This window comes from Herbaspirillum rubrisubalbicans, assembly GCF_003719195.1.
Classification (GTDB): domain Bacteria; phylum Pseudomonadota; class Gammaproteobacteria; order Burkholderiales; family Burkholderiaceae_D; genus Herbaspirillum; species Herbaspirillum rubrisubalbicans.
Window position 1 is genome coordinate 4,710,098 of the sequence record NZ_CP024996.1, and the last position, 21,180, is coordinate 4,731,277.

General features: G+C 62.1%; 21 protein-coding genes. 8 read left to right on the forward strand and 13 right to left on the reverse strand.

Annotation, left to right across the window (positions count from 1 at the left end; all coding sequences use genetic code 11):
* Nucleotides 1–30: 30 nt before the first annotated feature.
* Nucleotides 31–813, reverse strand: coding sequence for an NAD(P)H-dependent oxidoreductase (locus RC54_RS20935; protein WP_174526115.1), 783 nt, complete (start codon nucleotides 811–813; stop codon nucleotides 31–33).
* A 98-nt stretch (nucleotides 814–911) separates the two neighbouring features.
* Between RC54_RS20935 and RC54_RS20940 the strand changes: the two genes are divergently transcribed.
* Entirely contained in the window at nucleotides 912–1,808 is an 897-nt protein-coding gene (locus tag RC54_RS20940) for a LysR family transcriptional regulator (RefSeq protein ID WP_061789989.1), read from the forward strand.
* A gap of 167 nt (nucleotides 1,809–1,975) precedes the next feature.
* Here RC54_RS20940 and RC54_RS20945 read toward each other — a convergent pair whose 3' ends face one another.
* From RC54_RS20945 to RC54_RS20955, 3 genes are read right to left on the reverse strand one after another with little or no spacing between them, the layout of a single operon-like run.
* Nucleotides 1,976–3,163 (reverse strand): ABC transporter substrate-binding protein, encoded by a 1,188-nt coding sequence (locus RC54_RS20945; RefSeq protein ID WP_058896767.1) that lies wholly within the window; start codon nucleotides 3,161–3,163, stop codon nucleotides 1,976–1,978.
* Nucleotides 3,164–3,216: 53 nt separating this feature from the next.
* Nucleotides 3,217–4,173, reverse strand: coding sequence for a PDR/VanB family oxidoreductase (locus tag RC54_RS20950; protein WP_061789988.1), 957 nt, complete (start codon nucleotides 4,171–4,173; stop codon nucleotides 3,217–3,219).
* 9 nt (nucleotides 4,174–4,182) lie between these two features.
* Nucleotides 4,183–5,232, reverse strand: coding sequence for an aromatic ring-hydroxylating oxygenase subunit alpha (locus tag RC54_RS20955; protein WP_061789987.1), 1,050 nt, complete (start codon nucleotides 5,230–5,232; stop codon nucleotides 4,183–4,185).
* Nucleotides 5,233–5,529: 297 nt separating this feature from the next.
* On the opposite strand from RC54_RS20955, the gene RC54_RS20960 reads away from it, so the two are divergent.
* Nucleotides 5,530–6,039: a MarR family winged helix-turn-helix transcriptional regulator gene (locus RC54_RS20960; RefSeq protein ID WP_058896770.1), complete on the forward strand. Its 510-nt coding sequence runs from the start codon at nucleotides 5,530–5,532 to the stop codon at nucleotides 6,037–6,039.
* A gap of 15 nt (nucleotides 6,040–6,054) precedes the next feature.
* Here the strand turns inward: RC54_RS20960 and RC54_RS20965 are convergent, their stop codons facing one another.
* A complete protein-coding gene (locus RC54_RS20965) occupies nucleotides 6,055–6,954 on the reverse strand; it encodes a LysR family transcriptional regulator (protein WP_061790006.1) in 900 nt (299 codons plus the stop codon).
* A 211-nt stretch (nucleotides 6,955–7,165) separates the two neighbouring features.
* Here RC54_RS20965 and RC54_RS20970 point away from each other — a divergent pair, with 211 nt between their 5' ends.
* The 3 genes from RC54_RS20970 (at nucleotide 7,166) to RC54_RS20980 (ending at nucleotide 10,481) form a co-directional block, all read left to right on the forward strand.
* Nucleotides 7,166–8,371 (forward strand): ABC transporter substrate-binding protein, encoded by a 1,206-nt coding sequence (locus RC54_RS20970; RefSeq protein ID WP_058896771.1) that lies wholly within the window; start codon nucleotides 7,166–7,168, stop codon nucleotides 8,369–8,371.
* A 34-nt stretch (nucleotides 8,372–8,405) separates the two neighbouring features.
* Nucleotides 8,406–9,434 carry an aromatic ring-hydroxylating oxygenase subunit alpha gene (locus tag RC54_RS20975; protein ID WP_061789986.1) on the forward strand — a complete coding sequence of 343 codons (1,029 nt, stop codon included), beginning with the start codon at nucleotides 8,406–8,408 and terminating at the stop codon, nucleotides 9,432–9,434.
* Nucleotides 9,435–9,536: 102 nt separating this feature from the next.
* Nucleotides 9,537–10,481 (forward strand): PDR/VanB family oxidoreductase, encoded by a 945-nt coding sequence (locus RC54_RS20980; protein WP_061789985.1) that lies wholly within the window; start codon nucleotides 9,537–9,539, stop codon nucleotides 10,479–10,481.
* 77 nt (nucleotides 10,482–10,558) lie between these two features.
* Here RC54_RS20980 and RC54_RS20985 read toward each other — a convergent pair whose 3' ends face one another.
* The 7 genes from RC54_RS20985 to RC54_RS21015 all read right to left on the reverse strand — a co-directional run bounded on the left by RC54_RS20985 (nucleotide 10,559) and on the right by RC54_RS21015 (nucleotide 16,726).
* Complete coding sequence (locus RC54_RS20985) at nucleotides 10,559–11,260, reverse strand: ABC transporter ATP-binding protein (RefSeq protein WP_017452585.1); 702 nt, start codon at nucleotides 11,258–11,260, stop codon at nucleotides 10,559–10,561.
* Nucleotides 11,253–12,026, reverse strand: coding sequence for an ABC transporter ATP-binding protein (locus RC54_RS20990; RefSeq protein WP_061789984.1), 774 nt, complete (start codon nucleotides 12,024–12,026; stop codon nucleotides 11,253–11,255). Before RC54_RS20990 ends, RC54_RS20985 begins: the two co-directional genes overlap by 8 nt.
* Nucleotides 12,023–13,060, reverse strand: a complete 1,038-nt coding sequence (locus tag RC54_RS20995; RefSeq protein ID WP_061789983.1) for a branched-chain amino acid ABC transporter permease — start codon at nucleotides 13,058–13,060, stop codon at nucleotides 12,023–12,025. The genes RC54_RS20990 and RC54_RS20995 overlap by 4 nt, the downstream gene beginning before the upstream one ends.
* Complete coding sequence (locus RC54_RS21000) at nucleotides 13,057–13,923, reverse strand: branched-chain amino acid ABC transporter permease (protein WP_058896776.1); 867 nt, start codon at nucleotides 13,921–13,923, stop codon at nucleotides 13,057–13,059. The genes RC54_RS20995 and RC54_RS21000 overlap by 4 nt, the downstream gene beginning before the upstream one ends.
* 258 nt (nucleotides 13,924–14,181) lie before the next feature.
* Entirely contained in the window at nucleotides 14,182–15,384 is a 1,203-nt protein-coding gene (gene pcaF / locus RC54_RS21005; protein ID WP_061789982.1) for a 3-oxoadipyl-CoA thiolase, read from the reverse strand.
* Between the two features lie 29 nt (nucleotides 15,385–15,413).
* Nucleotides 15,414–16,055, reverse strand: a complete 642-nt coding sequence (locus RC54_RS21010; protein WP_044531115.1) for a CoA transferase subunit B — start codon at nucleotides 16,053–16,055, stop codon at nucleotides 15,414–15,416.
* Nucleotides 16,052–16,726, reverse strand: coding sequence for a 3-oxoacid CoA-transferase subunit A (locus RC54_RS21015; protein WP_058896778.1), 675 nt, complete (start codon nucleotides 16,724–16,726; stop codon nucleotides 16,052–16,054). The genes RC54_RS21010 and RC54_RS21015 overlap by 4 nt, the downstream gene beginning before the upstream one ends.
* A 353-nt stretch (nucleotides 16,727–17,079) precedes the next feature.
* On the opposite strand from RC54_RS21015, the gene RC54_RS21020 reads away from it, so the two are divergent.
* Complete coding sequence (locus RC54_RS21020) at nucleotides 17,080–17,994, forward strand: IclR family transcriptional regulator domain-containing protein (RefSeq protein WP_058896779.1); 915 nt, start codon at nucleotides 17,080–17,082, stop codon at nucleotides 17,992–17,994.
* A 130-nt stretch (nucleotides 17,995–18,124) separates the two neighbouring features.
* On the opposite strand, the gene RC54_RS21025 is transcribed toward RC54_RS21020, so the two are convergent.
* Nucleotides 18,125–19,240, reverse strand: coding sequence for a porin (locus tag RC54_RS21025; protein ID WP_061789981.1), 1,116 nt, complete (start codon nucleotides 19,238–19,240; stop codon nucleotides 18,125–18,127).
* Nucleotides 19,241–19,435: 195 nt separating this feature from the next.
* Between RC54_RS21025 and RC54_RS25920 the strand changes: the two genes are divergently transcribed.
* Together RC54_RS25920 and RC54_RS21030 are read left to right on the forward strand one after the other, a co-directional pair.
* The gene (locus tag RC54_RS25920) at nucleotides 19,436–19,570 is read left to right on the forward strand and encodes a hypothetical protein (protein WP_255221001.1); all 135 of its coding nucleotides are present in this window, start codon (nucleotides 19,436–19,438) and stop codon (nucleotides 19,568–19,570) included.
* 217 nt (nucleotides 19,571–19,787) lie between these two features.
* Complete coding sequence (locus RC54_RS21030) at nucleotides 19,788–20,963, forward strand: ABC transporter substrate-binding protein (RefSeq protein WP_061789980.1); 1,176 nt, start codon at nucleotides 19,788–19,790, stop codon at nucleotides 20,961–20,963.
* Nucleotides 20,964–21,180: the final 217 nt, after the last annotated feature.

A 21,180-nucleotide genomic window follows, 5' to 3' on the forward strand; every position in this document is an offset into this window, starting at 1 on the left:
GACTTGCCATGCGCTGACATCCTTTGGGCCCTAGCCGCGCAGGAGATGAATACCCAAGCCCTCTCGGCCTGGTTCGATCTCCGGGCGCAAGGTCAGCGCGGGTATTTCATAGTCGCCTGCGTTCTGCTTGCGGAAAGGGATCGGCGCGGTCGTGGCGAGCGCGTCCAGCCGCTGCCCCAGCGCCTCGCAGACCTTTACGAATCCGGCCTCATCGATCTTGCTGGTGCGGTAGATCACATGCGGCGGCAGTACCTCAAATCCTGGATAGAACAGGATGCCATGCTGGATCGGGAACAGGATGTCATCGATCGGGCCATTGATACCGCGCGGCGCGTAATGCGATTCCCAGCCGCCGGTGGTGACCACCAGCATCGCCCGCTTTCCGGCAAACCTGCCTTCTCCATAACGATCCCCCCAGTGCGTATCGGAATGCTCGCCAACGCCGTAGGCGAGACCATAGGCATACACCCGCTCAACCCATCCCTTGAGGATGGCCGGCAACGAGAACCACCACAGTGGAAATTGCAGGATGACCGTGTCGGCCCAGCGCAGCTTTTCCTGCTCGCGTGCAATGTCGGCGCTTTGAGTGCCGTTCTCGAACGCCTGCCTGGAGTTGCGGGAGACATCCAGGCGTGCGCCCGGCTGCGATGCGGTGTTATCTCCCGCATCCAGCGCAGCCTTCCACTGCATGGCATAAAGATCGGATACCTGGACGACATGGCCTGCCCGCTGCAAGCGCTGGACAGTGAAATCCTTGAGCGAACCATTGAGCGAGCGCGGTTCGGGGTGGGCATAGACAAGAAGAACGTTCATGAACTGGTGCTCCATCAGTAAGTCAGTCAATCAGTGAGCACACGATAGGCCTGTCTGAGATATATTGGAAATTGATTTCCACAATTCCAGGTATTTCCATGGACAATCCACTGCGGCGACTTGACCTCAATCTTCTGGTGACACTCGATGCCTTGCTGATCGAACACAACGTGACCCGCGCCGCCGAGCGCCTGCACCTGGCGCAACCGACCGTCAGCCTGCAACTGGCCCGGTTGCGGGACTTCTTCGGTGACCCCTTGTTGCTGCCCGGTCCACGCGGTATGCGCACCACGGCCCGCGCCGAAGAACTGCGCGAACCGCTGCAACAAGCCTTGGCCGCTCTGGCACAAGCCGTGACACCCTCGACTGCCTTCGACCCCGCCCAATCTCAACAGACCTGGCGCGCTGCGGCATTCGACTACAGCGAGTACACGATCCTGATGCCGGCCCTGGACACGCTGCGCAAGGCCGCGCCCGCGACCCGCCTCGCCGTGATCCAGACTACGCCCTCTCTGGTGGCGAGAAAGGCGGAACAGGGAGAAATCGACTTGGCCTTTCTCACCGCCACCGAAGCGCCACCGGAACTACGCCGCCTGCCACTGTTCACGGAACGCTACGTACTTGCCGGACGTGCCGGGCATCCGCAGTTGAAGCGACGCCCGACGCTGGCGCAGTTCTGCAAGCTGGAGCATGTCATCGTCTCCACGGATGGCGGAGGATTTCACGGCGTGACCGATACCGTGCTGGCGGAAATGGGCATGACGCGCAAGGTCGCCCTATCGGTGCCGCACTTCCTGTTTCTCACCGCAGTGCTAGCCAACACCGACCTGGTGGCGATGCTGCCGTCGCGGCTGGTGCGCGGTAATGCCGTACTGAAAGTAGTGGAAGCACCTATCGAAGTCCCCGGCTTCGAGATGTTCATGCTCTGGCATGAACGGGTTCATCGCGACCCGGCGCATCAGTGGCTGCGGGAGCACATCGCCAGTTCTGTATGAGCATTGGCACCGACGCCGAAGGCGAGTAGGAGACAGCGCTAGGCCGAAGGCGAGCCGCCAAGGCTGTCCGCTACTGCACCCCCAGCGGGTCCTCCCGACCGAAGAGAGGACACCATTAAGCTAGAGCGCAGAAAAAAATTCCGTGCAAACTACCCAAACCAAAAACATCAAACCCCAGGATCCCGCACATTGACCACCTGATCAAACTCCACGTTATAGAACTCAGTGCCCCGCAACTCCGCCTTGCGCATATAGACCGTCTGCACGATATCGCGCGTGGCCGCGTCGATAGTCACCGGCCCCCGCACACTCTCCCAGCTCATCCCCTTCATCACCGCCAGCAGCTTGCCCCCATCCGCATCCCCGCCGGTCTTCTTCAACGACTCATACAGCAGATGCATCCCGTCATACGCCCCGACCGAATGGAAATTGGCCCGCATCCCCTTATTGGCCTTGGCAATGCTCTCCACATACTCCTTGTTGGCTGCAGAAGGATGCGCCGCCGAATAATGATGACTGCTCACCACATCCTTGGCCGCCGCACCAATGCCGGCCATCAGATCATCATCCAACACATCCCCGGTACAGATCAGGCGAATCCCCGCCGCCCCCAGGCCACGCTCGGTGAACTGCTTCAACACCGCCGCCCCCTCGCCCGATGGCACGAAGACGAACAGCGCCTCCGGCTTGGCATCCTTGACCCGCTGCAGGAACGGCGCATAGTCGGGATTGCGCAAAGGCACCCGCACACTCTCCATCACCTTGCCGCCGGCCTCGGAAAAATTCTTCACGAACACCTTCTCAGCATCCAGCCCAGGCCCATAATCGGAAACAAACGTCACTACACTCTTGATTCCGTTCTTGGCGGCCCAGGATGCCAGCGGCGCCGTCACCTGCGCCAGCGTAAAACCGGTCCGCACGATGAAGGGTGAACGCTGCGGGATGATCGAGGTCGCCGCCGCCGTGACGATCATCGGCACCTTGGCTTGCGTGGCAATGGGCGCTGCGGCCAGCGCCAGGGGCGTCAGGCCAAAGCCCATCAACACCTGCGCCTTGTCGCGCGCCACCAGTTCCTGCGCCAGACGCTTGGTCACGTCCGGGGAGACGCCGCCATCATCCTTCAGAAGGATTTCCACCTTGCGCCCGGCCACGCTCTCACCATACTTTTGCTGGTACAGCTTCACCGCCGCTTCGATCTGCCGGCCGGTGGAGGCAAACGGCCCCGACATCGGCACGATCAGCCCCACCTTCACGGCATCGGCAGCGCGGGCCAGTAGCGGCAGCGCGCCCGCGGCCAGGGCGCTGCCGGCCAGCATCAGGTGGCGGCGGTGCGTATTGATCATCTCGCTCATCATGTCTCCTCTCGTTCTGTTTTATGTAAATGATTTACCGCGAACGACAAACAGCATTACAGGTCCAGCACCAGCATGGGACTCCTGGCGCGCGAACAGCAGGGCGTGAACTGGTCATTGGCGGCTCTTTCCTCATCGGTCAGGTATTGATCGCGATGATCGGGCTCGCCCTCCAGCACCCGCGTGAGACAAGTGCCGCAGATGCCCTGCTCGCAGGACACCGGCACATCCACCCCATGCTCGACCAGCACCTGGATCACGGTGCGCTCGGGCGGGATGGTGTAGACCTGGCCACTGCTGGCCAGCTTGACCTCGAAGGCGCCATTGCCATCGACATTGACCGGAGCCGCGCCGAAGTACTCGTAATGCACCTGTGAATCCGGCCAGCCACGCGCACGCGCGGTGTCCACCACATGGGCAATGAAGCCGGTGGGGCCGCAGACGTAGAGATGGGTGGCGGGATCGACCCTGGCCAGCAGTGCAGCCAGGTCGAGCTTCTGCGCCGCCGCGCCATCGTCATAGTGATGCACCACGTGATCGGCAAAACCGGAGGCGGCGATGCGCTCGCGGAAAGCTTGGCGCGCCGGCGAACGGGCGCAGTAATGCATCTCGAAGGAAGCACCTTCTGCGGCCAGTGCCTCGGCCATGCACAGGATGGGCGTGATGCCGATGCCGCCGGCCAGCAACAGGCTGTGACGGGCGCTGTGCAAGGCGAACTGGTTGCGCGGGGCGCTGATGGTGATGAGCTCGCCCACCTGCAGTGCCTCATGCACGGCCACCGAACCGCCGCGCGAATTGGCATCGCGCAGCACGCCGATCTGGTAGCGATGCTGTTCATGCGGGGCATTGCACAGCGAATACTGGCGCACCAGGCCGCCCGGCAGATGCACGTCGATATGGGCACCGGCGGTGAAGGGCGGCAAGGGCTGGCCATCGGCCGCGACCAGTTCCAGTGCAACGATGTCTTGCGCTTCTTCGCGGCGTGCCGCGACCTTGACCTGCAATGTCGTCATGCTCGCTCCTCAGGCTGCCGCAGCCTTGCCGGCCTCGGCTTCGCGGGCCAGCCACTTGTCCAGCACCTTGCGCGACTGCACGCCACCGGCATCGATGTTCAGGGCCAACAGGCGACGCTCGGGATACTTCAGCAGATTGGCCTGCTGCAACTCCAGCATCTCGCGGTCTTCGCCGAAGATCTTGCCCTGGCCTTCGCGGATGGTGGCGGTGAGCTCCTTGTCGTCGGGACGGAAATGACGCGCCATGCCCCAGAAGTACCAGTGCGAAGTCTCGGTTTCGGGGGTGATGAAATCGACCACGATGCTGGAGGCCTTGTATTCGGGGGGCGCCTCGTAGCCGCCCTTGCCGGCATGGGCGACACCGACCTCGATCATCACATGGCTGGGCGGCGAGAAGCGGCAGATCTGCCAGCGGTCCACCGGCACCTCATCGGCCAGGCCATTGCCGCGCAAGGCCATGCGCCAGAACGGCGGCGGCATGATGTTCTCCATGAAGCGGCTGGTGATGACCTGCTCACCCTCCACGCGGGTGTTGACTGGGGCTTCGTCGATTTCCTTCTGGCCGATGCTGGAGGCATGGACGTAGGTTTCGTGGGTCAGGTCCATCAGGTTGTCGATCATCAGGCGGTAATCGCAATTGATGTGATAGAGGCCGCCACCATAGGCCCACTCCGGGTTGTCGGCCCATTCCAGGTGATGGATCCGGGCCGGGTCGGCCTGTTCCTTCTCACCCGGCCAGACCCAGATGAAGCCGTAGCGCTCCACCACCGGGAAGCTGCGGATGCAGGGAAAACCGCGCACGCGTTGGCCGGGCATGTTGCGGGTGTGGCCGTCGCACCCCATCTCCAGGCCGTGGTAGCCACATACCAACTGGCCTTCACGCACGAAGCCCAGCGACAGGGGCGCGCCGCGATGCGGGCAGAAATCCTCGACGGCGGCCACTTTGCCTTCGGCACCACGATAGAACACGATCTTCTCGCCGCAGATCTGGCGACCGAGGGGCTTGCTTTCGATTTCGTCGGGAGTGCAGGCGACGTACCAGGCATTCTTGGGGAACATGACGGTCTCCTCTTGGGTGAATTCCTCAATCGGCACAGGCCCTGCGCGGTCTGTGCCATCCAATTGATGGGCTTGCTCCAGCTTGTTGGTTTCCGCAGTTCTGTTGATCCAGATCCTGCCGGGTCTCACATTTTTTTGTTTTAATATTCAGTACACTGAATGTATGGAAAAGTATCCGTCAATCTGCCGCGCAAGTAAACGCGCTGGCGGAGTTTTTTCATTGCGCGTTGCATCAATTCATTGAGGCAAAACCTGACGGACCTTACACTGCCGGTTTGCCGCCCAACCGTATCGACCATGTCCACCACCCCGCACAGCACCGACGAAAGCCAGTTGATCGACCTCTACGAACACCCCGGCCACCTGTTGCGACGGGCCCAGCAGATTTCAGTGTCGATCTTCCATGACGAAATCGGTGGTGTCATTACCCCGGTGCAATACGCCATCTTGCGGATGCTCTCCAATCACCCGGGCATCGACCAGGTGCGGCTGGCCGGCCTGGTGGCCATCGATACCTCCACCGGCGCCACGGTCTGCGCGCGACTGGAGGAAAAGGGCTTGCTGGTGCGCGAAGTGATCCCGCACAACCGTCGCCAACGGGCGCTACGCATCACGCCGGAGGGCGAGCGCTTGCTGCAGGAACTGATCCCCGGCCTGCAACGCCTGCGCAAGCGCATCCTGGCGCCGCTGGAGGAAGCCGAGCAGCAACAGTTCATGCTGCTGCTGGACAAGCTGGTGCATGAAAACAACCCACACAGCCGCGCGCCCTTGACCCGGCCGACTCCCGATACCGACGCCATCGGCTGAATCGGAACACCTGCCTCAGCCGGAAAACATCCGCGCCAGTACTGATCGCAACCAGACGTTGCCGCCATCTTTATGATATTTGCGATGCCAGTGCTGCTTAAGGTCAAAGGAAGGAATCTCGAATGGCGGCTCCACCAGCTTGATGTCGGCAAACTGGGCAAATGATTCGCCCACCGCACGCGGTACCGTAGCAATGAGGTCGGAAGAGGCAATGAGAAAGGGAATCGACATGAAGTGCGGTGTCGAGATGACGATGCGCCGCTCGATCTTGCGGCGTAGCAAGAACTGCTCAAATACTTCCTGGCTGCGTCCCTCGGCCTTGATCACTGCGTGGCCCATGCTCAGGAATTTATCGATGCTGATGCGTCTGGAACGATGCGGATGGCTGGCGCTGAGCAGGCAGATGAAATCATGCGAGAACAAGCGCTGCTGGAAGAAGTTGCGGTTCTTCAGATCCGGGAAGAAGCCGACCGCCAAGTCCACCTCCCCGCTTTCGAGTGCCGCCGCCAGTTCCGGCGGCGGCATGGTCACCGAGAGTAGCGAAGCGCGCGGTGCGGCCTGCCGCAGATGGTCGAGCAGCTTGGGTAGGAAGGTCATCTCGCCGATATCGGACAGAGCCAGCGTGAAACGGCGTTCGGTCGTGCCGGGATTGAAGCTCTCGCTGGCAAGTACATCCGTATGGACACGCTGCAGGATGTCACGCGTGGGCGAGATCAGCGCCAGAGCGCGCGGCGTGGGCTCCATACCGCGTGCCGTGCGCACGAACAAGGGATCGCCCAGGGCGTACCGCAGCTTGTTGAGTGCCACGCTGACCGCCGGCTGACTCATCCCCAACCGGCGCGCTGCGCCACTGACACTACGCTCATCAAAGACCGTCAGGGCAATGGGCAAAAGATTCAAGTCGAACGAACTCATGGTTGCTCCGTGAAGTTGGATGACCAGCATGACACAGGCACGCACTGCCGCGGCATCGACATAATTCGAAAATCGCATAAACATTATGCAGAAAATTCTATTTTCAAATAATTTGTCCTCGGTATGATTTCCTCCAACTGACTGCCATCCCATATCAACCACAAGGCAGCAGTGCCGGACTGGGTTCGGCCTATCCAACAGAGGAGACAACATGCAACTCAAGAAGCTTGCCGGGGCCGCGCTCGCGCTGGGCCTGGCGTGTATCGTCGCGCCCAGCGGCGCCAGTGGCCCGAATGATCGCATCCGTATCGGCGTGATCACCTCCCTCACCGGGCCAGCCGCCCAGAGCGGAGAGCAGATGAAAGCAGGCATCGAGACCTGGCTGCGCCAGAACGGCGGCACGGTGGCCGGCAAGAAACTGGAAGTGATCTACAAGGACGATACCGGCCCGCAGGCCGAGGTGGCAAAACGCCTGGCCACCGAACTGCTGGTGCGCGAGAATGTGGACATCCTGGCCGGCTTCATCTTCACGCCCAACGCCATCGCTGCGGCCGCTGTTGCCGACAAGGCCAGCAAACCGATGGTCGTGATGAATGCGGCCGCCTCGGGCGTGACCGAGAAATCACGTTACATCACGCGTACCTCCTACACCATCGCACAGTCGGTCAAGCCACTGGCCGAGTGGGCCTACAAGACCGGCTCGCGCCGGGTGTTTTCTATCGTCTCCGACTATGCACCGGGACTGGATGCCGAAGCCTGGTTCAACAAGAGCTTCACAACCCTGGGGGGCAATGTGGTGGCCAGCGTGCGTGTGCCGCTCAATACGGTGGACTATAGCGCCTACCTGCAACGCATCAAGGATGAGAAGCCGGACGCCATTCATGTTTTCCTGCCCAACGGCCAGCCGATGGTGGCCTTCATCAAGGGTTTCAAGGAGAAGGGGCTGGACAAGGCAGGCATCCGCTTCCTCGGCGGCGAGGGGTGGGCCGATGAAGATGTGCTGGCAATGGGGGGCGACGCCATGCTGGGCATCTACACCGCCGGCTTCTACGACTATTCGCGCCCCGGTGCCGACAATGCACGCTTCCTGCAGGCTTTCTCGCAGACCGTGGGCGGACGCTTCCAACCCAATTTCCTGGCGGTGTCAGCCTATGACGCGATGAACCTGATTGCGGCCTCGCTCGGCAAGACCGGCGGCAGCGCAGACGCAGGCCGTTTCATCAGCGCGGCCAGCTCCTACAGCGCCGCCAGCCCGCGCGGCACCATCAGCATCGACCCGGCTACGCGTGACATCGTGCAGAACATCTACATCCGCCGCATCGACAAGAAGGAGGGCAAGTACGTCGCCACCGAAATCGATCGCTACGAAGCCGTGAAGGATCCGGCCAAGCTCACCGTCGCGGCCGGCAAGCCATGAATTGCAGTCCATTTCCCCTGAACAGGAGTCCATCATGTTTGTATTGAATCAATGGTATGTGGCTGGTTTTTCCTGGGAGTTGCAGGAGCGCCCGCTGGCCCGCACGCTACTCAGCCAGCCAGTGGTGCTGTTTCGCACCGGCACGGGTGAGGTAGCGGCGCTGGAAGACCGCTGCTGTCACCGTAGTCTGCCGCTCTCGTGCGGCACCGTCGAAGAGCAGGGATTGCGCTGCGGCTACCACGGTCTGCTGTTCGCCCCTGGTGGTCAGTGCCTGGAAATCCCCGGTCAAGCCAGGGTGCCGGCCAAGGCCTGCGTCAAATCCTTCCCGGTGGCAGTGCGCAATCAGGTGATCTGGATCTGGATGGGCGAGCAGCAGGATCTGCCCACGCCTGCCACCCCGCCCGAGATTGCGGCGCATGACGATCCGCGCTATCGCTTCAAGGGGGGTGTCTTCCATTATGAGGCGCCCTATCAGTTAATCCACGATAATCTGCTGGACCTCAGCCACGTCGGCTATGTGCATAGCAAGACCATCGGCGGCAACGCCAAGACGCACATGGAAGCCCCTACGCGCGTAAGCAGTGAAGGCCAGCACGTGCGGGTCGTGCGGCACATGCTCAATTCGCTGCCGCCAGCGACCTATACCGCCGCCTGGCCCTTCCGGGAACGTATTGACCGCTGGCAGGAAATCGACTTCCATGTCAGCCACCTCAACATCTTCACCGGCGCCGTAGATGCCGGCAGCGAGTCGGTGGACAATCCGGCGCGCGGTGGCTTCCATATGCGGGGCTTCCACGGCATCACCCCGGAAACCGAGCACAGCTCCCACTATTTCTGGACCATGGCCTGCTCCAGCCACCCGGACATGCCCGACAACCTGGAGGACGTCTACCAACAAACAGCAGCCACCTTCGAGGAAGACCGCATCATCATCGAAGCGCAATACCGCAACATGCAGCAGTTTGCCGGCCGCGACATGGTGGACATCCACGTCGATGCCGGGGCCAATCGTGCGCGGCGCATCATCGACCAACTGATCTCCACGCCACGGCAAGCGGCCTGAACGTCCGGTGCCACATGCAGCATTGCGCCGGGGCAGGTGCCATGCTGCCCACCTTCCCAACGCATCCTCGCGGCCCATCTCCACGGCGGCCGCTCCTCTCCCATGAACGTCATCATCGACTCCATTACCCAGGACACGGCGGACATCCGCGTCTTCCTCCTCAAGAGTGCCGACGGCAGTCCTCTACCGACCTACAAAGCTGGAGCCCACATCGACCTCACGCTCGGCAACGGGCTGGTGCGCCAGTATTCGCTGTGTTGTCGCAATCCCTCGGGCGAGAACTATCGCATTGCCGTCAAGCGCGAGACCAATTCGCGTGGCGGTTCCTCCTGGCTGCATGAACATGCGCATCCGGGCACACCTCTGCAGGCAGGCATTCCGCGCAGTGCTTTCGGATTGACGGATGCGCCGGGCCCTCACCTGTTGCTAGCTGGCGGCATCGGAATCACGCCACTGCTGGCAATGGCCTATGCCTTGCTGGCCGATGGCCGTGCATTCACGCTGACCTGTTTTTCCCGAGACGAATCCATGCTCCCCCTGCGCAAGGAGCTTCACGAGGGACCGCTGGCAATCCATACCAGGATTTTCTGTGGTCTGGATGAGGTAGCTACCCGTACCGGCATCGCGGAAGTGATGGCAGCACATGCCCAGGCACAGGTCTATACCTGCGGTCCGCCGGCCTTCATGGTGGCGGTAGGCGAACTAGCCTCGGCGCGTTATGGAGCGGACCACTTCCATCAGGAATCCTTCCAGCCCGCCGCCGCAAGCGCAGCAGGCACCGATACGCCATTCATGATCCGCATCAACGATGGCAGGGAAATTACGGTACCTGCTGGCCAGAGCGCGCTGGCTAGTCTGCAGGAGGCAGGCATCGACCTTGCCTGTTCATGCGAGGTCGGTGTTTGCGGGACTTGCAAGGTCGCGGTCCGGCAAGGCCAGCCCGATCATAGAGATAGCGTATTGAGTGCTGAGGAAAAGGCTTGCGGAAAATGGTTCATGCCCTGCGTATCCCGCAGCACCTCTGACGTGCTGGTGCTGGATATCTAGGGCCTGGAGCCAGGGCTACCTGGCCGGGAACGACATGCGCCAGTCCGGCGCATGTCTTGTCTTCGTCTTGTCTTCGCTCAGGCCACCGCCACCAGCCGATCCAGCTTCTCGCCATCGGCCAGCAGGCTCTGGCTATCGGAAGCATGGACGATGCGTCCACGATCGAGCACGATGGCACGCTGGGTCAGGGACAATGCCATGCGCGCATGTTGTTCCACCACGATCACCGACATACCTTCGTCACTGACCAGGCGGCGGATCACCTTGAGCAATTCCTGCACGATGATCGGCGCCAAGCCCTCCATCGGTTCATCCAGCAACAGGATGCTGGGGCTGACCATCAGCGCGCGCGCAATGGCCAGCATCTGCTGCTCACCACCGGAGAGCTGGTTGCCCATGTTGTGGCGGCGCTCGTGCAGGCGCGGGAATATCTCGTAGATCTTTTTCAGATCCCACTTGCCGCCGCGTTCCACCACCGTCAGGTGCTCTTCCACCGACAGCGAGGGAAACATGAAACGCTCCTGCGGCACCCAGCCCAGGCCGGCATGGGCGCGCTTGTGGGTGGGCACACGCACGATGTCGCCGCCGCGCCAGCGGATGCTGCCGCCATGCATCCGGGTCAAGCCCATGAGCGTAATGAGCAGGCTGGTCTTGCCCACGCCATTGCGGCCCAGCAGGGCCAGGCTCTCGCCTTCGTGCATCACGAAGGACACATCTTCCAGTACGATGGACTCGCCATAACCGGCGGTCACCTTGTCCAGTGCCAGCAACTCAGGCATGTTCGGCCTCCCCGAGATAGACTTCCTTGACCCGCTGGTCGGCCGCAATCTCGGCCGGCGTGCCCTCCACCAGCACCTTGCCGCCCACCAGCACGGTGATGCGTTCGGCGAAACGGAAGACCAACCCCATGTCGTGCTCGATGAAGACGATGGTGACATCGCGCGGCAATTGCGCAATCACCTCGAAGAGTTCGCGACTCTCGGCCGCAGGGATACCGGCGGCCGGTTCGTCCAGCAGCAAGACCTTGGGCCGGGTGGCCAAGGCCAGCGCGATCTCCACCAGACGCTGCTTGCCATAGGCCAGGCTGCGGGTGATGCTGTTGGCTTCCTGCTCCAGCCTGAGCGAGGCCAGCAAGGCCATGGCTTCGTCCACCACCTCGGTCTGGCTGGCCACGGTCTGGTACCACTTGTATTGCAGCCCGCGTCGCTCCTGGATGGCCAGCACCACCGACTCCAACACAGTGAGACCGGCGAACAAGGTATTGATCTGGAAGGTACGCGTCATGCCGCGCTTGACGCGTTCGTGCTGCGCCAGCGCCGTGATGTCTTCACCGCCGAACCAGACCTTGCCACTGCTGGGGGCAAAGCCGCCGGTCAAGAGGTTGATGAAGGTGGTCTTGCCCGCCCCGTTGGGACCGATCAGCGCATGACGCGCGCCCGGCGTGAAGGTGAGCGAAACCTCGCTGTTGGCCACGAAACTGCCCCAGCGCTTGGAGAGGTTTTCGGTGCGCAGTGTGGTGTCTGCGGTGCTTGAAGTGGGGTTCATGCGCGGCCTCCCTTGAAGAACTTGTCACGCAGCAGCACCAGGCCACCGAGCAGACCGCCGCGGGCGAACAGCACGATGACGATCAGCAGCAGGCCGATCCAGAATTGCCAGTAGGCCGGATCAAGACCGGACAGATAATCCTGCGCCAGCATGTAGACCAGTGCACCCACCAGGCCGCCATAGAGGCGACCGGTGCCACCCAGCACCAGGATGATGAGCAGCTCGGCCGAGCGCGGAAAGCCCAGCACATCCAGCCCCACGAACTGCGTGGTCTGCGCCAGCAAGGCGCCGGCCACACCGGCCACGGCGGCGGCCACCGTGAAGATCACCACCAGGCGCCGATTGACGTCGGCGCCGATGGCCGGCATCCGGCGCGCGCCTTCGCGAATGCCGCGCAGGCCCAGACCGAAGGGTGAATTGACCAGGCGCCGCAACACCACGAACAGCAGGAACAGCACCGCAAGGCTGTAGACATAGGCGACCCGCCCGGTCAGGTCGAATTCGAACACACCGAAGATCTTTTCCATCACCATGCCGGACAGACCATCGACACCGCCAGTGATGAAGGCCGCCTTGTTGGCCGCCTCGAACAGCATCAGGCCGATGCCTAGCGTGACCATCAGGCGCGTCAGGTCGGCCCCGCGCACCACCAGGAAGCTGACCAGAAAACCGCCGATAGCCGCCACCAGCGCCGCCAGCAACAGACCGCTGAGGGGTTCGCCCCAGCCATGCGCGGCCAGCAGGCCGGCAGTGTAGGCCCCCAAGCCGAAGAAGGCGGCATGACCCAGCGAGACGATGCCGGCATAGCCCAGGATCAGGTCCAGCGAGAGCGCAAAGAGGCCCATGATCATGACCTGGCTGATCAGCACGAGGTAATCCGGGAAGAGGAAATAGGCGGCCACCGGCAGCAGCCAGAACACGATTTCCAGCGGCTTCCAGCGGTCGTTGGGCAGATGCAGGGCAGGCTTCATGGCGGGCTTTCCGGTGTGCACGGCGGCGGGTAACGGGGTGGGAGTCGAGTTGACGATGCTCATCCACGCCTCCGCATCAGGCCGGCCGGGAACAGGATCAGCAGCACCACCATCAGGCCATAGATGACGAAGGCGCCGATTTCCGGCACGTAGTACTTGCCGGCCACATCGAACACGCCCAGCAGGATGGCCGCCAGCAGCGGACCCTTGATGGTACCGGCACCGCCCACGGCCACCACCAGCAGGAAGTAGACCATGTACTTGACCGGGAAGCTCGGGTCCAGCCCCAGCACGTCGATGCCCAAGCCGCCGCCCAGGCCGGCCAACCCGGAACCCAGCGCGAAGGTCAGGCTGAATACACGGCTGACGTTGATGCCCAGGCCGGCTGCCGCCACCTGGTTATCCACCGAAGCACGAATCTGCGCGCCGAAACGGGTACGTTCGATCAGCAATCCCAACGCCACGGTGACGATCACCACCACCCCGATCAGGAACACTCGATAGGCCCCCACGTCCAGACCAAGCAGCGATACCTGCCCGCGCAGCCAATCCGGCAGCACCACCGGTTGCTGGGTCGGGCCCCATTGCCAGGTGGCGCCGGCCACGGCCATGAAGGTCAGGCCGATGGAAAACAGCACCTGGTCCAGGTGGCTGGCCTTGTAGAGACGGCGATACAACGAGCGTTCCAGCACCAGGCCGACGATGGCCGCCGCCAGGAAGGCCAGCGGCAGCGTGACCAGGAAGGGAACGCCCATGCGATTGAGCAGCGTCACGCAAACATAGCCGCCCAGCATGGCGAAGGCACCATGCGCCAGGTTGATGAAGTTCATCATACCCATGGTCACCGACAGGCCCACGCTGATGAGGAACAAGAGGCTGCCGTAGGCGATGCCATCGAAGAGCACACCGATGAAGTTGCCTAGCATGGCGCACCTCCCCGATGACGGTTACTGGGCGCGGCCGCACGCGGCGCGCAGTCATGATGCTGATGCATGATGCGAAGTGTCTCCTCTTCTGGCCTGCGGCTCTGTTTTTTGGTGGCCGCTTGGTATCAGGTTGTTTTCCCTTATTGTCTTGCTTTGCTTGCCGTCCTTGCTTGATGCATTTTCATGCGTGCGTTTGTCATTTTCATGGAAGGCGCAGCAGTGATGCCCCGCTACGCCTTCCTGTACGCGCTTACACGCTTAGACGCGTTCGATCACCATCGCGATACCCTGCCCCACGCCGATGCACATGGTGCACAGCGCGTAGCGGCCACCGGTGCGCTCCAGCTGATAGGTGGCGGTAGTGACCAGACGCGCGCCGCTCATGCCCAGCGGATGGCCCAGGGCGATGGCGCCGCCATTGGGGTTCACCCGCGCATCGTCATCGGCCACGCCCAGCTCACGCAGTACGGCCAGGCCTTGCGAAGCGAAGGCTTCATTGAGTTCGATCACGTCCATCTGATCAATGCTCATGCCCAGTTGCGCCAGCACCTTCTTGCTGGCCGGGGCCGGCCCCATGCCCATGATGCGGGGCGCCACACCAGCGGTGGCCATGCCCAGGATGCGGGCGCGCGGCTTGAGCTGGTATTTTTCCACCGCTTCGACACTGGCCAGCAGCAGCGCACAGGCGCCATCGTTGACGCCCGAGGCATTGCCTGCCGTGACGCTACCATCCGGCTTGACCACGCCCTTCAGGCGGGCCAGGGCTTCCATGCTGGTGGCTCGCGGATGTTCATCCTGGGTCACGGTGATGGGGTCGCCCTTCTTCTGCGGGATCACCACCGGCACGATTTCCTGGGCCAGAGTGCCATTGGCTTGCGCCGCTGCGGCCTTGGCCTGGCTGCGCACGGCGAACTGGTCCTGGTCTTGGCGACTGACCTTGAAATCGACGGCGACGTTTTCGGCGGTCTCGGGCATAGCATCCACCCCGTACTTCTGCTTCATCAGCGCATTGACGAAGCGCCAGCCGATGGTGGTGTCCTGGATCGCGGCCTGGCGCGAAAAGGCGCTGTCGGCCTTGCCCATGACGAAGGGGGCGCGGGTCATCGATTCCACGCCACCGGCGATCATCAACTGGGTTTCGCCGGACTTGATGGCGCGCGCGGCGGTGCCCAGCGCATCCATGCCGGAACCGCACAGGCGGTTGATGGTGCTGCCCGGCACTTCCTGCGGCAGGCCTGCCAGCAAGAGCGACATGCGCGCCACGTTGCGGTTATCTTCACCGGCCTGGTTGGCGCAGCCGAAGATCACATCATCGACCGCCTTCCAGTCCACCTGCGGGTTGCGCTCCATGAGCGCGCGCAGCGGCACGGCGCCCAGGTCATCGGCCCGCACGTCCTTGAGCGCGCCGCCATAGCGGCCGATGGGGGTACGGATGGCGTCACAGATAAATACGTCTTTCATGCATTCCTCTCAGCGATAAGAGTGACGGTTCAGGCAGCCGGGCGCAGCGGTGCGCCGGTCAGCTTCTGCAATTCCTCGAAGGACAGGCCTTCGACGATCTCGCGCACCTGCAGGCCTTGCGGGGTCACGTCAATAACGGCCAGGTCGGTATAGATGCGGTTGACGCAAGCGATGCCGGTGAGCGGATAGCTGCAGGCCTCCACCAGCTTGCTCTCGCCGGTCTTGGTCTGGTGATCCATCATCACGAACACCTGCTTGGCGCCGATGGCCAGGTCCATCGCGCCGCCCACGGCGGGAATGGCGTCCGGTGCGCCGGTATGCCAGTTGGCCAGGTCGCCCTTGGCCGAGACCTGGAAAGCACCCAGCACGCAGATGTCCAGGTGGCCGCCACGCATCATGGCGAAGGAATCGGCATGGTGGAAATAGGAGCCGCCCGTCAGCAGCGTGACCGGCTGCTTGCCAGCGTTGATGAGGTCTTCGTCTTCCTCGCCGGGGGCCGGGGCCGGGCCCATGCCGAGCACGCCATTTTCGCTGTGCAGGAAGATTTCCTTGTCGGCCGGCAGGTAGTTGGCCACCTTGGTGGGCAGGCCAATGCCCAGGTTCACGTAGGCGCCTTCGGGAATGTCCTGAGCCACGCGTGCGGCGATCTGTTCACGGGTAAAGCGATTCATTGCTGTGCCTCCTTGGTTTGCACGATCCGCTGCACGAAGATGCCGGGCGTGATGATGTTTTCTGGATCGAGCTGGCCCAGCTCTACCACGTCGTTCACCTGGGCGATGGTGCATTTGGCCGCCATGGCCATGATGGGACCGAAGTTGCGGGCGGTCTTGCGATAGACCAGGTTGCCCCAGCGGTCGCCGCGCAGCGCCTTGATGAGCGCGAAGTCGGCGTGAATGGGCGACTCCAGCACGTAATGACGGCCGTTGATCTCACGGGTTTCACGACCTTCGGCCAGCATGGTGCCGTAGCCGGTGGGGCTGAAGAAGCCGCCGATGCCGGCGCCGGCGGCGCGGATGCGCTCGGCCAGGTTGCCCTGCGGGGTCAGTTCCAGTTCGATCTCGCCGCTGCGATAAAGGGCGTCGAAGACCTGGGAGTCGGCCTGGCGCGGGAAGGAGCAGATGATCTTCCTGACGCGTTTGGTCTTGAGCAAGGCTGCCAGCCCCGTTTCACCGTTGCCGGCATTGTTGTTGACGATAGTCAGGTCGCGCGCGCCCTGGGCGATCAGGGCATCGATCAGGGCCGAGGGCATCCCGGCATTGCCGAAGCCACCGATCATGATGGTGGCGCCATCATGGATGTCGGCCACGGCCTGCTCCAGGGAGTCAGAAATTTTATTGATCACGTTGCTCTCACTTTAGATGCGGCGCCTGCAGCGCCTGCTGGATGCCTCGCCACACTTGCGGTTCTTGCGGTTGCCGTGCGGCCAGGCGGTTTCGGGCTTGCTCAAGACTTGTCTCGGTCGGTATTTTCGCGCATCCAGGGGCTGACGTTTTTTGCACCCCGATGTTCGATCACCGAACTAATGTTTGATTTTCGCACAAAAAGAGTTTAGCGATCCGGCTTGACGGCCGTCAAGAAAAACCCGCAGGATGTGTTCGCTTGCCGCACAAAACGTTAAAATCCTGACGCATCATGACCGCCTCGGACCCGAGCCGTCCTGTCCTGACACACCAGCCCAGAGAGCCAACAGAGCCCATGTCCACCGCACCCGCTGCCAAGACCCGCAAGACCGCTACTGCGGCCCCCACCAAGGTGACCAAGACTGGCCGCCCCAGCAAGGCCAAGACCAAGGATGCGGCCAGCGCCCCGGCCGAGCCGGAACGCGAGTTGAGCATCGCCGAAGAAATCGATGCCCTGACCGATCCCAGCTTCATGACCTCGCTGGCGCGCGGACTGGCGGTGATCCGTGCCTTCAGCGATTCGCGCCGCAGCCTGACCATTGCCCAGATCAGCCAGAAGACCGGCATTCCGCGCGCGGCCGTGCGACGCTGCCTGCATACCTTGAAGCAGCTGGGCTATGCCGATTCGGACGTCAACAATTTCTCGCTGCGGCCCAAGATTCTCACCCTGGGCTACTCCTATCTGTCATCCACCCCGCTGACCGTTTCTGCACAGCCCTATCTGAACAACATCAGTCGCACCCTGGGCGAGTCCTGCTCGCTGGCGGTGCTGGACGACAACGAAGTGCTCTACGTGGCGCGTTCGGCCACCTCGCGCGTGATGTCGGTAGCGCTCAATACCGGCAGCCGCCTACCGGCCTATTGCACCTCGCTGGGCCGTGCCATGCTGGCCCATCTGCCGGACGACCAGTTGAAGGCCTACTTCGACAAGGTCAAGCTGCGCGCCCTGACCGACAAGACGGTGGTGTCGCAGAAACGCCTGCGTGACATCCTGGCCGGCGTGCGCGAGAACGGTTATGCGGTCATCGATGAAGAACTGGAAGTCGGACTGCGCTCGATTGCCGTGCCGGTACGCGGGGCCTCGGGCAATGTGCTGGCAGCACTGAACGTGGGCGCCCAGGCCGCGCGCGTGTCGGTGGCACAGATGGAAGAAGATATCCTGCCGGTGCTGCTGCGCGGTGCGCAGGAATTGTCAGTACTGCTGCCCTGAAAAAACAGGTCCGCCCTGCTCGCTGAAGCAACGCGGACCGAAGACAAAAACAGACTCTGCCTTTGTCATGCTGCGGATGTCGGCGCACTCCTCTGACATCTGAGTGCGCCATCCTCCTCAAGACCTTGCCTCAGAAGGTGTGCCGGATCCCCGTCATCACACCCAGTTGGTTCTTGCCCGCGCCCACGGAGCCACCGGCATCGATGGCGATGGCCGAGGTGCCGCTGTTCTTGATGTAACCCAGCGAGGTGTAGAGTGCAGTGCGCTTGGACAGGCTATAGGTCAGGCGCGCCACCGACAGGGTGACATCGTTGGGGCTGTTCTTCACATCCAGGCGCGAGACCTGTGCGTCCAGCACCAGGGCGGTGCTCAACGGATAGCTTACGCCCAGGTAGTAGAGGTCGGAGTCGGTATTGGTGTTGGCTGCCGCACGGGTACGCCGATCCACCACACCGCCGCCGATCTTGACGTCGCCGATCATGAAGTAGCCATTCAAGGTCACGCGCTGGTCCTTGTTGTCGCTACTGGTCAAACCGTTGGAGGCCCCGGTGTTGCCGTAGAGGATGTCATAGGAACTGGTCACGCCCCAGCCCTTGCCGTCATAACCGAGCAAGGCCGTGACCTGACGGCAGGCCTTGCTGTTGCCGGCCACTTCTCCAGGGCAGTTGGTGGCGGCGGGGCCGGCCGGACCAGCGGCATCGCGACCGAAGCTGTAGGTGGCCCCGAGCGTGAAGCCGCTGAAGCTGCCGAGGTAGCCGATGGCGTTGTCGCTACGGGCGTTGGGCAGATAGTTATCGATGCTGCCGATGGCGAAAATGTTGGGGCCCAGCACGTCGGTCTTCAACTGCGACAGGTAGGTCATGTTGACCTGGCGGCCCAGCGAGATCTGGCCCCAGTTACCCTTCAAGCCCACATAGGATTGACGGCCGAAGAGGCGGTTGCCCTGTCCCATGGCGCCGGTATCGGGAGCAAACCCGTTTTCCAGCACGAACAATGCCTGCAAGCCGCCGCCCAGGTCTTCGGTTCCCTTGAAACCGATGCGCGACGGGAAGGTACCGGTCAGCGAGGGCATCTTGAACACCGAATCGCCATTGGCGTTGGCATTGGTGGTATAGACCACGCCGGTGTCGATGATGCCGTAGATGGTCACCGAACTCTGGGCCAGGGCCGCGCCGGCACCGCCGGCATAGGTGGCGCAGGCGGCCGCCGCCAGGGCCACAGCGCGCAAGGTCGATTTTCTTTTCATTACGTCTCCTCCTGAAATCATTGAATGTGATTGAACCGGTCTGCTGCCGGCGCACGCCCTCCTCAAGGCGGGCGCCGACGATTCGCCGCAGTCCGGCCGGGTCGTTGCCTCTGGTATTGCTGCTACTGCCTGTTGCGAATTCTGCGTTGCCCTGCGACACCGACATGAAGCGCAGGCGAAAAGAGCCCCTGCCCCATGGTCAGCACCATCGGCATGATTGCTGCAGCGACGCATCCAGCGCCGCGTTCAAAATACGAGTTGGGCGGCGCCACCAGACGGCCACCGCAGAAAGAAGCGTCTCGTTACTTATTCGTTACTTATTATTTATAAATTTTTATTGGCTGTTCGATTACCGCACATCAGTTTGTTTACCGAACAGATGGTGCGATACTATTGTCGGCACCGAAGCTTTGTCAACAAGGCGAGCCAAGGAAGGGAAAACCATGCGTCGTCCGGCTGCAACAGTCGACGCAGCAATGAGCCTATCGAGGCGGCTACAGAACCGCACGCTCATTGCCCCCCATCACTATCACAAAGGAGACTGACAATGAGCTTCAAGAAGATTGCGCTACTGGCCCTGATCAGTGCGACCAACGCGCTGGCCGCACCGCTGGCCCAGGCCGAGGACACTATCAAGGTCGGCCTGATCGCCGCCTTCTCCGGCCCCTTCGCCGACTATGGCAAGCAGATGGAAGGCGGCATCAAGGCCTACATGGCGCAACATGGCGACCAGGTGGCCGGCAAGAAAGTGCAAGTCATCATCAAGGACACCACCGGTCCTTCACCCGAGATCGCCAAGCGCCTGGCGCAGGAACTGGTGGTGCGCGATAAGGTGGATTTCCTGGCCGGTTTCGGCCTGACGCCCGAGGCGCTGGCGGTAGCGCCCATCGCCGAACAGGCCAAGAAGCCCATGATCATCATGAACGCGGCCTCTTCCATCATCACCACCAAGTCCAACTACATCGCGCGCTTTTCGATGACGCTGCCACAGGTCTCCGGCCCCATGGCGACCTGGGCACTGAAGAATGGCATCAAGCGTGTGGTCACGCTGGTGGCCGATTACGGGCCGGGCATCGATGCCGAGACCGCCTTCAAGACCAACCTGCTGGGCGGTGGCGGCGAGGTGGTCGAATCGATCCGGGTACCGCTGCGCAATCCTGAATTCGCGCCCTACATCCAACGCATCAAGGATGCCAAGCCGCAGGCCGTGTTCATCTTCGTGCCGGCCGGCGAGCAGAGCATTGCCTTCATGAAAGGCTATCGTGAGCGCGGCCTGGCCGAGGCCGGTATCAAGGTCATCGCCACGGGCGACCTGACCGACGACCACGTCATGCCGGCCATGGGCGACTCCACCCTGGGCGTGATCACCACCTTCCACTATTCGGCCGCGCACGATTCGCCGGAAAACAAGGCTTTCCTGAAAAGCTTCGCCGCCGCCAATCCCGATGCCGGTCGTCCCAACTTCATGGCAGTGGCGGCCTATGACGGCATGAACGCCATCTACGAAGTGAGCAAGAAGCTCAATGGCAAGATCGATGGCGAGCGCACCATGGCTATCCTCAAGACCATGAAGTTCGTCAGCCCGCGCGGCCCGATTGCCATCGACCCGGCCACGCGCGACATCGTACAGACGGTGTATGTGCGCAAGGTGGAGAAGATCGGCAAAGAAGCCTACAACGTGGAATTCGACAAGTTCGAGAACATGAAGGACACGGGCAAGTAAATTCATCTTCATGCCTTCGAGAAACGCCGGTGATGCAGTGCACACCGGCGTTTTTCTTTGCCCCCTCAATGCCGGTGCTGACTGGCATCGCACCTGTCACATTATCGTCATCAGGATGATCGCAGCGCAGCATTAAACAGGCATCAAAGATCCTTCACTTCCGTTCGTTTATCGCCCGCTTTTACGAATATCGAACACACAAGAATGCCGATGAGGC